Genomic DNA, 10,866 nt, shown 5'->3' on the forward strand with positions numbered 1-10,866 from the left:
AGAGAGGTGTTCGATTTGAATCCTAAGAAAAAAATATATGATTTGCTTTACGTCGTTTTTGGTTCAATTATTTTGGCAATCGCCATTACATCTATATTGAAACCAAATGGGATTATTACTGGGGGTATTACTGGATTTTCGCTTGTTTTAGAACAGATTTTTGGAATTAAGTATACCTACCTTTATTATGTTATATCTATTGGCGTGCTTATTACAACTTACTTGACACTTGGTAAAAGAGAAGCGCGTAAAATAGTGGTTTATTCTGTTACGTTCCCTGTTGTGCTGATTTTTTTCGAGCGTTTTCAGTTTAATTTAACTGAAAATGATTTGTTTCTTGCGTCCGTATATTATGGAATAATGGCAGGCGCAGGGACTGGATTGGTATTAAAAGGTGGTTTTTCATCTGGTGGAACAGACACCATAGCAACGATTATAAACCGAAAATTATTTCGTTTTATGAGCGTTTCCACCATTATTGCTGCACTTGATATTGGGGTTATTATTTTTGCAGCCTTTGTCTTTGATTTAAGAATTGCGCTTTATGCTCTGTTGACTCAAGTGGTTGCTATGAAAGCTGTTGAGGTTGTTTTATTTGGTTTTTCAGCAAAGTTGGTAAAACTTGAAATCATCAGTGAATATGAGAAAGACATTGAAGTCTATATATTGAATCAGGTTAGACGTGGCATTTCGAAATATAATATTATGGGTGGTTACACCAATTCAGGACGGATAAAACTTGTAACGATTTGCTCGTTAAGAGAATCCATTTTAATTCGTGATAAAATTGCCGAAATTGATGCCAAAGCATTTGTTAGTGTTTTGCCAGTAAATTCCGTATGGGGTGAAGGTGTTGGTTTTGACCGTTTAACATTAGACCAATCTTAAAGAAAACCTGTTTTCAGCATGTGCTGAAAACAGGTTTTTAATTAGTTCAAAAATTCTTCTAATTTATTGGCATTATCTGGGAACTTTAGTTCTATAACTTCGCGTTCCCTGTTGGTTTTCTCAAAATAAATATAGATTGAATTTCTTTTTTCGCTTTTTCGATTGAATACGTACCCATCGTTTAATAGTTTTTGGATCCGCGTTCTTGCTTCAGACAATTCGTGTTCATGCTCTTTTTGTTCATTGAGAAAATGAGCTCTTGCTTGTTCGCGTATGGTTCCACGGCTCTTATCATGGACGACATTGCGTTTGGCATTCGTACCTCTGTAAGGCATTCACATCACACTCCTTGTATAGACTTAATAACTACATACCCTGTTATTGTCGTTTAACACGAGCGATTTGATTTAATTTTTTATAGATTTGACCGACGCCAATATGCCAGTTGGGATCTTCTGCATAAATTTCATTAAGCCAAACTAAAGGCGATGCGTCATTTGGCAGACTTTTTAGCCTATTTTTTACCGTGTTGGATGCAATCCGAGTCGAATCTGAAAAATTGGTATTGTATTTTTCCCAAGACTGAAAGACATTATAAGGGTTGTTGATGATTTCATCTGCAAACCTGTGCTCTAGGGGGACAAAGCTTTGTTCATGTCCTGCAATTGCAAAAATAAGCAATGGGTCTACGTCGAGTTCTCGTGTTATTCGAATAACTTCATTAAAGTATTCGGGTTCAGAGAGTTTGGAATTTCTTTGAAATTTTAAATAATTTTTTAAGTTAAAGTAATTAAAGTCTTGAAAGGAAAAGGGGTCTGGACTAAAAGTCAAATAGGTAAAAGAATTGCCATATAAAGATTTTAATATTGGGTCATCAATCGTTGTGACATACATATTTGCAGGGAGACTTAGGACTGAATAATTGGGTTCAAATGTAGTGGTGGACGATTGAGGGGGGCGTAACTTAAGTGATACCAATAGAATCACAAATATAATTGTGGCAAAAGCAAGCATAAAACGAATTGGTTTTCTATGATTGATGCTTTTAGGAACAGATTCAAAGAAATCAAGAAAATTTTTAAGTTCTTCAGATCGGATAGAAAATTCGGCGGTTTCTTTTAACCAATCTTTTGCCATTTCCAGTTGGATTTCCGGTGTCAATTCCAATTCGAAAATAGTTTTAAAAACATCATATCGCGTTAATTGACTTTGTTGATCCACTAATATTTTATGTAAAAGGATATCTTTAATTGTAGCTTGTGTGGCGAAGTCAATACCAGACAAATGCGTCTCAATGACTTTGTGAACGGCATTCACAAAGAGCTGGATTTTGGCATTTGAAGGCATGTGGCTGTTGAGTTGATAGATGTGATTTCGAATTTGAATCATTTCAGTTATAGAAATAATTTTTCGGTTTCTAAGATCTTCAATCGTTTTAAGCATTAGTCGCCTCACACATTAGGTATGATATAATCATACCATGAAAGTTCTCAAAAAAAAACACGCATTACTGGAGGAAAATTTGGAAGGAATGTCCTTGAACATGATTTGGAAAAAACTATCTCTAAGTGAACTTATGAAGTACCATAAACCAGAGCTTGTGGAAGGGTATTGCAAACAGTGTTCAAACTATAATTTGAATTGGTCTTGTCCACCTCATGATAGAGATGTTCTTAAGGCGTTTTTAAACTATAAAAGTGTCATTGTATTTGGCGTTAAGACAAAAAATTTCACGCGGACAAAATCCCAGTTAACGCATTTTTTGATTTCCATTTCAGACAAATTACCATGTCATGTTCTAATTTCAGGGAATTGTGACCTTTGTAATAAGTGTTCGAAACCCGACCGTGACGTTTGCACCTTTCCTAGAAAAATGAAATATTCTCTTGAGTCATTGGGATTCCATGTAAGTGATATATGTGAGAAAGTACTTGGGGTGCCCTTAACTTGGGATTCTGAAAATCCCGAATATTTTGCAGTAGCTGCAATTTTCTATCCGAGTGAACTCGAATTAACTGTCAAAAAATATCTCAGAGAAGGGGTTGACATTATCACTAGTTAGTAATATAATTCAATTATAGAAAGAATCATCTGGCAGGCTTAAACCTGTCATTTGATAAAATATAATATTACTAATTAGTGAAAAGGAGACTGTGTTATGAAAAAAATCAAAGTAGCAGTAATTTATTATAGTATGAGTGGGACAAATTATCAGTTGGCAAAATGGGCAGGAGAAGGTGCAGAAGCGGTAGGCGCAGAAGTTCGAGTTCTTAAAGTTCCGGAATTAGCACCTCAATCTGTAATAGATGGCAATCCAGGATGGAAGGCTCATGTGACAGCTACTCAGCACGTTCCAGAGGCATCAATTGATGACTTGGATTGGGCAGATGCCATTATTTTTAGTACACCAACAAGATTTGGCATGATGGCTTCACAAATGAAACAGTTCCTGGACCTGACAGGTGGTCTTTGGGCTAAAGGCAAAACAGTAAACAAAGTTGTTAGTGCCATGACGTCTGCTCAAAATGCGCATGGTGGCCAGGAAGCAACCTTGTTGTCCCTATATACAATTATGTATCATTGGGGTGCAATTGTTGTGGCGCCTGGATATACAGATCCAGTTATTTTTGGCGCTGGAGGAAATCCATATGGAACCTCTGTATCTGTTGACCAAGATGGAAATATGGTAGAACCTGTTGAACCAGCTGTTAAGTATCAAGCGAGGAGAACTGTTGAAATTGCAAAGCGCATTAATCAAATAGTTGACTAGTTAACGACTGGTTTTCAGTAGGCCTTCACATCACTGTATGTGAGGGCTTATTATTTTTTTGAAATGATACATTTTTGACATATGTTTAAAATGAGCGTTGACACCCCACGTATAGGGGCGTAAACTGATAACGGTTATTAATTACAAACGGTTTAGGAGGAATGAATGAAAAAAGTAGTGGTTGTTGGTGGCGGTGTTGCAGCAAAAGGGTTTTTAGGAGCTTCTATTGCTCTAAACAGAGATGTGGCCTATACAATGATTCGGAAAAATACCCGAGGACCAGTTCCATGTGGGATTCCATATGCTTTTGGAATAGTTTTGTCTACTGGATCTCATCCAGTCTTTCCCCCATTTCCAGGCAAAGATTTAGAGGGTATCTATGTTATAGAAAAAGATCTTGATAAGGTTGTTGCGTTAAAACCTGTTGTTGAAGCTGCAAAATCAGTTGTTATTGTTGGTGGAGGCTTTATTGGTGTTGAAAGTTTTGAAGGTGATGGGCATGTTGAATCTGTTAAATTAGCAGATGGCACTCAAATCAATGCAGACCTTGTTTTTGTTGCAATTGGCGCTTATCCAAATGTAGACTTTGCCAATAAAATTGGGCTGGACTTGGACGACAAAAGAGCTGTCAAAGTGGATGCATTTCAGCAAACATCTGATGAAAATATTTTGGCAATTGGAGATTGTGCTTCAAAAATAGACATTTACACAGAAAAATCAAGTAATATTAGATTGGCCTCAATCGCAGCAAAAGAGGGGCGCAATGCAGCCTTAAACCTTTTTGAACACAAAATGAAATTTGAAGTGCGTGGTATTATGAATTTGTTTTCAACATCCGTTGGTGGAACTTATTTTGCAGCTGCTGGAATGACTAAGTCACAATGTGTGAACCTGGGATATGATGTTGTTGAAGTTTCAGTTGAAGCAGCAAATAGACACCCTGCTGCCCTACCTGGAACTGTAAAGACAAGGGGATTTTTTTCTTTGACAAGAAGGATTTAAGGCTTTTAGGAGGTCAACTGGTTGGAGACAAAGAAGTTGCTGAAGTGGTTAACGCTTTGGGAATCGCAATTCAAAATAAAGTTGGTGCAATAGAGCTCTATCAATATAATTATGGAACACATCCACTTGGGACAGCATCACCAAATCATTATATTTTGCATCAAGCGGGCCTTAAAGCACTGGCTCAAAACTAGACCATATTTTCGCCATATTTAGCATCTATAATCAAAATAGAGTTATTTAAGGAACACTATATCTTGAGAGGAGAAAATTATGAAATCTAAAAAAATGATTATTGGTTTGATGATGCTGGTGACACTTTTGGCAAATGGTGTTGTGATGGCAGATGTAAATGACTATGGGGCAGTAGGTGCTATGACAGATGAGGCGTATACATTAGAGGAAATGCTAGTCTATGCCATTCAAGATGAATATTTGGCACGTGGTGAATATGAGTCGATTATGGAAAAGTTTGATGTCCAGAGACCTTTTTCAAATATTATTAAGTCAGAAGAAACACACATTAGTTTACTGGTTCCATTGTTTGAACAATACGGATTTGAAATACCTACTGATACTTCTGAAGACCACTTGATTATTCCGGACACAATTACAGAAACATATGCAATTGGCGTTGAGGCTGAAGAAAATAACATTGAAATGTATGCAACTTTTTTACAACAGGATTTACCAGAAGAAGTTAGAGATGTGTTTGAGCGACTTTTAGCATCTTCTGAAAATCATTTAAGCGCTTTTGAAAATGGATTAAGTCGGTCAACACAAGGTTTCGGTCGTAGAGGTAAATAGAAATTAAATTAAAATTGAAATTTAAATTTAAATGAAGCATATGCCAGATGCTTCATTTTTTTTTGCTAAAATAAACGATTTGCGCAGGAAGTTGTAATATTCTCCAATTAATTTTGGAAGCTCATCCAATATGAATTATATTTAAAGTCGATTATAATCATATTAAGTTAAATTATTAGGAGGATTTATGGCTAAGCTAGAACTTAGAAACATTAACAAAATTTATGAAAATGGATTTCACGCTGTAAAAGATGTTGATCTTGATATTGAAGATAAAGAGTTCATGATTTTGGTAGGCCCTTCTGGGTGTGGTAAGACAACTACGCTTCGTATGATAGCAGGACTTGAAGAAATCAGTAGTGGTGACATGAAGATAGGTGATCATCTTGTTAACGATGTTGCACCAAAAGACAGAAACATCGCCATGGTGTTTCAAAATTATGCACTGTATCCGCATATGTCTGTCTATGACAACATGGCTTTTGGTCTTAAACTTTCAAAAATACCAAAAACTGAAATTCATGAGCGTATTGATAAGGCAGCTAAAATACTTGATATTGATCAGTTGTTAACACGTAAACCTAAACAACTTTCAGGCGGACAAAGACAAAGAGTCGCACTGGGAAGAGCAATTGTGCGGAAGCCAGAAGTTTTTTTAATGGATGAGCCCCTTTCAAATCTCGATGCAAAGTTGAGAATACAGATGCGTGCTGAATTGATTCGGCTTCATAATGAACTTAGGACAACTTTTGTATATGTCACACATGATCAGACTGAAGCAATGACCATGGGCACGCGAATTTGTGTTATGAACAATGGCATTATTCAACAAGTTTCAGATCCGAAGACAATCTATAATAAGCCTGCCAATCTTTTTGTTGCTGGCTTTATTGGAGCACCTCAAATGAACTTTATTGATGCCAAGTTGGTTGAAAAAGAAGGCGGTATTTTTGCGGTTATCGAAGGCAGTGAACTTAGGCTCAGCGATGAGAATGCTTCAAAAATCAAATCGGGTAATTACGTGAATAAAGAGGTCATATTAGGTGTACGTCCTGAAGACATAAAAATTATAGATGCAGATAATGGCCTTAAAGTTAAAGTTGAAGTTACTGAACTTTTAGGCAGTGATTCAAATGTTTATTTTACGTTTAAAGGGAAGCAATATATTGCCAAGGAAGACAGTGCAATCAACTTGTCTTATGGTCAAGAAATTCAAGTGGCCTTCAATAACGAACGTATCCATTTGTTTGATAAAGAATCTGAACAGTCTATCCTTCTTTGATTGAAACATCCTTATGTTTGGGACAGCACTTTACGTCTGTCCCATATCTCTTTATGTTAAATTATGTTAAAATTAAGCATATAATATTAGAGAACTCTATAAAAGGATGTTGTTATGGAAAACTTACTAGAAGTGTTGAAATCGATATTATCTTGTGAAATTGAATGGGTTGAACGTCCTAAAACAAATATATTGGAAACCCAAACTTATATTGGCAAATTGGCCTATAAAGGACTTTTAGTCCATGCAAAACTCAGTGAAACTGAGATTAAATTAATTGAAAAACTACTGGAAGCAAGAACAGAAGAGGAAGGGGTTAGTGCACAGGATTTGCTACTAAACCCACAAGGCCATCTTTATGATAAGGTGGCGCAATCATATCCTTTGAGGCTATGGCGTGTCCTATATAAAGACAGTCAAACGGAAGTTAGATTGATTCTTAAATCAACTTTTCGAAGAGATAGAATTCTGCATATGTCAGACAACGAAAGTGTCGTTTTAACAGGAAACAGTGATATTTCACCGATAGAGTTATTGAGTATTTTAGAATCTGAAGCACTTACACGTGTGAAAATTGTTGTTGGAAGATGGATTGATCAGGCTTCAGAATTATATGCAGCCTATATAGAATCAGATGCGCTTTTGGAACTGGGAAAGTTACTTAAAATTCAAGAACAAGTTTTTGAATATGAGACCCTAAAAATCCCTTTATTTATAAGACAAATGGATTTTGATCGCGAACATTTGGCGCAGTACTTTAAACCTATGGGTGATATTGAATTGGAACAAACTGCACTTAGTTTTTTATCAAACAACCTAAACATTACTGAGACGGCTAACAAACTGTTTATTCATAGAAATACTTTGATTTACAGGCTTAATAAACTTGAAAGTATTACGGGTTATGACATTCGAAAATTTAATGATGCCATTAACTATTATTTAAGTTATCTTGTAAGTCAAATAAAATAGCAGTTAAAGTCCTAAAAGTCCCTCAGGGACTTTTTTTTTAAAACAGATTTGGAGAGTGACTGTATGATATTGAAAAAGGATTTTTTATGGGGGGCTGCATACCATACAGCATGCCCTGGATCCGGAACGTATTTTAATTGGTGGCGCAATTAGTTCAAGACCAGATTTTATTTCAAATATTAATTTGATGTTAGACATGTTATATAGCACACAAGAGGGATTTATGTCACGTCCCGAGATTGATTTGTGCGCTTGTGGTCCAGATGCAAACATGATTGGTGCTGTTTATAATTTTATAAAAAAACATGGTGGTTGACGTGCCCGTTTTTGCGGTGTTATAATCATAGTGTCGAAAACGGTTTCGATTTTGGAAGGAAGTGAAAGTCGTGGTAACTATATATGATATCGCAAAAGCATGTGGGTGTTCCAGTGCAACCGTTTCTAAAGCATTAAACAATTACCCAGATGTGAACATAAAAACAAAAGAGAAAATTAAAAAAAAGGCCAAAGAACTTGGATTTGTCCCTAATCTTCAGGCGAGGGCGCTTAGTACAAAAAGAACTTGGAATATCGGGGTTCTTTTTGAAGATAAAAGTAATAGTGGGTTAACGCATTATTATTTCTCACAAGTTTTACAAGCAGTCAAGGAGCAGGCTGAGGAAAAAGGTTATGATATAACTTTTATATCAAAAAATCTTGGAGGCGTCGACATGTCCTACCTCGAGCACTGTAATCGTCGAAACATCGACGGTGTAGTGATTGCATGTATTGATTTTAAAGACAATCAGGTTCAAGAATTGATGGCGAGTAAAATACCTGTTGTGGTGATTGATTATGATTCAGAGTTTGTCAGTGCGATTATGTCAGATAATGTGCGTGGTTTGTATGAACTTACCAGTTATTTGATTGCACTTGGTCATCGAGATATTGTCTATGCATATGGTCATGAAGTTTATGTAACAGAGGAACGTATTAGAGGGTTTAAAAAAGCACTTGATGAAGCAGGAATCCCATTTACAGAGGATATGTTGGTTAAGTCTAGATATAGTGAAAAACAAGCCAATATAGATGCAGTTGAAGAAATTTTGAAGAGAGAAAAATTACCGACTGCTGTACTGTTTCCAGATGATTATGCTGCAATTTGGGGCATAAATGCTTTTAGAAATCATGGGGTCAAAATACCTGAGGACATTTCTGTTGCAGGGTTTGATGGTGTTGAAATTGGTGAAATGATTTTCCCTAGGTTGACAACGATTAAGCAAAATACAGTACGGTTGGGAAAGGAAGCTTCTTTGAAGTGCATCCAGTTGCTAGAATCTAAATCTAAAGATAATACAAAAATAACAGTTGGAATTGAATTGATTCCAGGTGGAACGGCTATGCCGCCCAAGACTCAAATGTAAAAAACGCTATTGCAAATCTCAGATTTGCAATAGCGTTTTTGTTAGTAAGTGGTAAATTCAAATGAGGTTGAATGGTTATATGGTTTATCTGGTGTTACAACAGCCACTTGATCTAAATTGTTGTTTGTTATATTAGGAAGGTCTTGAGTTTCAAAACAAATGCCTGTGTGGTTTTTAAACAGCTTACCAGATTTACTTGTGTAACTTTCTAAAAAATTTCCAGTATAAACCACCATGTAGGGTTGAGTTGTTTTAATGGTCATTTGACGTCTGGAGATTGGCTCTTTTAACTCAGCAACATGCAAACCGTTAGAAAGTTTGAAAGGATGATCAATGGCAACTGATTTTGCATTAATTGTCCTTGTATGTGTAAAGTCATACAGAGTTGTTTCTATAGGTTCAAGTGAAAGTGGTAGGCACTCGTGATCCAGTGAAGCAACGTGGGTGGCATTTAGTTTTAGCAAATGGTTGTCTATGGTAAGGCCAGCATCTCCAGTTAAGTTGAAGTAGCTGTGATTGGTTATGGAGAGATAAATCGGTTGCGATGTTGTGACATAGGTTTCAAGTGTTAGGCTTTCAGCTTTAAGTCGGTAGGTGATTTGATAAGATACTGTTGCGCCATAATTGGTGGATTCTGTTTCTAAAGTGACATGTGTATCGCTTTGTGAAATGGGACGCCAATTGATTAGATGCAGACCTTCATTGCAGCAGTGCAAACTGTTTGGATGGCAACTGGTATCTAAATTTATTATGATGTTATTAACATGAATTTGACCGTTTTTTGTTCGTCCAGCAATTGGTCCTGTAATGCACCCTAGAAAAAGTGAATTGTTGTAATAATCAGCATAATCCTCGTATTTTAGGACGACATTTTGACGCAAGCCATGGCAGTCTTTTGCCATAATTTTAGTGATAATACCACCAAGAGATAAAACATCTACGCAGAAACCGGTTTCGCTACGCAGGTTAAAAATTTGTATATTGTTCATAAAGCCCCCTTTGAATTTTAAACCAATTCAAGTGTTAGATTAATTACATCATACTGGTTAACCCTTGTAAAGTCAAGATTAGCGAGAGATTTCAAAAAAATTGTTAAGGAAATATGAACAAATAGTAAAATCCCTATTGACCATAAACCGAAAAATCAATATAATAAAAATATCGAAAGCGATTTCGGAATTGATAGTGTTTGCTATAAGGAGATACGTTTTATAAATAAGTCTTTTTTTTACAATGAAACGAAAGCGGTTTCGAAAAAAATGATTGGAGACAAAGCCAAGAATGGGAAACTATAAAAATGAAGTGCTCTTTAAGCAGGTAGCGGATGTGTGTGCAATTGAGGCGAGAGCAAAGTACAATCAAAACAAAAGGAACGGCGATTTTGGAATATATAAGGGTTTAACGATGTGGTCTCCGAATATCAATAGCCATCTTATGGTGTGACCAACGCACATCTCTTGAATGTAATGAGATTATGACTCATTTTGGCATGGATACACTGGGTGAATTGGTTGGGAATAAAGCATTAACTGGATTTACAGCACCAAAAATTCTTTGGCTTAAAAAAATCTCCCAGAAATTTTCAACTAAAATAGCCGAGAAGTCCCCCGCCTCTAAGCCACCTTGCTCACGGAGTGATAGTGCAGATGGGGGATGAATCGACTTGTTTTTGACCCTAAAAGATGATATACTATATTCAGTAGTAAAACATATAAATGAGGTAAAAAGAATGAAATTAGACA

At 36.2% G+C, this 10,866-nt stretch carries 14 protein-coding genes; 11 read left to right on the forward strand and 3 right to left on the reverse strand.

Annotation, left to right across the window (positions count from 1 at the left end):
- The first annotated feature begins 6 nt into the window (after nucleotides 1-6).
- Nucleotides 7-888: a YitT family protein gene (locus JOC49_RS10640; RefSeq protein ID WP_204665015.1), complete on the forward strand. Its 882-nt coding sequence runs from the start codon at nucleotides 7-9 to the stop codon at nucleotides 886-888.
- A 41-nt stretch (nucleotides 889-929) separates the two neighbouring features.
- Here JOC49_RS10640 and JOC49_RS10645 read toward each other — a convergent pair whose 3' ends face one another.
- Both JOC49_RS10645 and JOC49_RS10650 read right to left on the reverse strand, forming a co-directional pair.
- Nucleotides 930-1,223: a hypothetical protein gene (locus tag JOC49_RS10645; RefSeq protein ID WP_204665016.1), complete on the reverse strand. Its 294-nt coding sequence runs from the start codon at nucleotides 1,221-1,223 to the stop codon at nucleotides 930-932.
- Nucleotides 1,224-1,266: 43 nt separating this feature from the next.
- Nucleotides 1,267-2,331, reverse strand: a complete 1,065-nt coding sequence (locus JOC49_RS10650; protein ID WP_204665017.1) for a hypothetical protein — start codon at nucleotides 2,329-2,331, stop codon at nucleotides 1,267-1,269.
- 88 nt (nucleotides 2,332-2,419) lie between these two features.
- Between JOC49_RS10650 and JOC49_RS10655 the strand changes: the two genes are divergently transcribed.
- From JOC49_RS10655 to JOC49_RS10690, 8 genes are all read left to right on the forward strand, one after another.
- Complete coding sequence (locus JOC49_RS10655; RefSeq protein ID WP_243423694.1) at nucleotides 2,420-2,950, forward strand: DUF2284 domain-containing protein; 531 nt, start codon at nucleotides 2,420-2,422, stop codon at nucleotides 2,948-2,950.
- A 96-nt stretch (nucleotides 2,951-3,046) separates the two neighbouring features.
- Nucleotides 3,047-3,658, forward strand: coding sequence for an NAD(P)H:quinone oxidoreductase (gene wrbA, locus JOC49_RS10660; protein ID WP_204665019.1), 612 nt, complete (start codon nucleotides 3,047-3,049; stop codon nucleotides 3,656-3,658).
- 165 nt (nucleotides 3,659-3,823) lie between these two features.
- The gene (locus tag JOC49_RS10665) at nucleotides 3,824-4,660 is read left to right on the forward strand and encodes an NAD(P)/FAD-dependent oxidoreductase (RefSeq protein ID WP_204665020.1); all 837 of its coding nucleotides are present in this window, start codon (nucleotides 3,824-3,826) and stop codon (nucleotides 4,658-4,660) included.
- Between the two features lie 44 nt (nucleotides 4,661-4,704).
- Nucleotides 4,705-4,854 (forward strand): hypothetical protein, encoded by a 150-nt coding sequence (locus JOC49_RS10670; RefSeq protein WP_204665021.1) that lies wholly within the window; start codon nucleotides 4,705-4,707, stop codon nucleotides 4,852-4,854.
- 79 nt (nucleotides 4,855-4,933) lie between these two features.
- The gene (locus JOC49_RS10675) at nucleotides 4,934-5,467 is read left to right on the forward strand and encodes a ferritin-like domain-containing protein (RefSeq protein WP_204665022.1); all 534 of its coding nucleotides are present in this window, start codon (nucleotides 4,934-4,936) and stop codon (nucleotides 5,465-5,467) included.
- Nucleotides 5,468-5,654: 187 nt separating this feature from the next.
- Nucleotides 5,655-6,749 (forward strand): ABC transporter ATP-binding protein, encoded by a 1,095-nt coding sequence (locus JOC49_RS10680; protein ID WP_204665023.1) that lies wholly within the window; start codon nucleotides 5,655-5,657, stop codon nucleotides 6,747-6,749.
- A gap of 114 nt (nucleotides 6,750-6,863) precedes the next feature.
- Entirely contained in the window at nucleotides 6,864-7,721 is an 858-nt protein-coding gene (locus JOC49_RS10685; RefSeq protein ID WP_204665024.1) for a PucR family transcriptional regulator, read from the forward strand.
- Between the two features lie 386 nt (nucleotides 7,722-8,107).
- On the forward strand, nucleotides 8,108-9,124 hold the full coding sequence (locus JOC49_RS10690; RefSeq protein ID WP_204665025.1) for a substrate-binding domain-containing protein: 1,017 nt from the start codon (nucleotides 8,108-8,110) through the stop codon (nucleotides 9,122-9,124).
- A gap of 41 nt (nucleotides 9,125-9,165) precedes the next feature.
- On the opposite strand, the gene JOC49_RS10695 is transcribed toward JOC49_RS10690, so the two are convergent.
- Complete coding sequence (locus tag JOC49_RS10695; RefSeq protein ID WP_204665026.1) at nucleotides 9,166-10,113, reverse strand: aldose epimerase family protein; 948 nt, start codon at nucleotides 10,111-10,113, stop codon at nucleotides 9,166-9,168.
- 292 nt (nucleotides 10,114-10,405) lie between these two features.
- Here JOC49_RS10695 and JOC49_RS10700 point away from each other — a divergent pair, with 292 nt between their 5' ends.
- Nucleotides 10,406-10,567, forward strand: coding sequence for a hypothetical protein (locus tag JOC49_RS10700; RefSeq protein ID WP_204665027.1), 162 nt, complete (start codon nucleotides 10,406-10,408; stop codon nucleotides 10,565-10,567).
- 31 nt (nucleotides 10,568-10,598) lie between these two features.
- Nucleotides 10,599-10,781: a hypothetical protein gene (locus JOC49_RS10705; protein ID WP_243423693.1), complete on the forward strand. Its 183-nt coding sequence runs from the start codon at nucleotides 10,599-10,601 to the stop codon at nucleotides 10,779-10,781.
- Nucleotides 10,782-10,866 lie beyond the last annotated feature (85 nt).

Source organism: Fusibacter tunisiensis, assembly GCF_016908355.1.
GTDB classification, from domain to species: Bacteria; Bacillota; Clostridia; order Peptostreptococcales; family Acidaminobacteraceae; genus Fusibacter_D; species Fusibacter_D tunisiensis.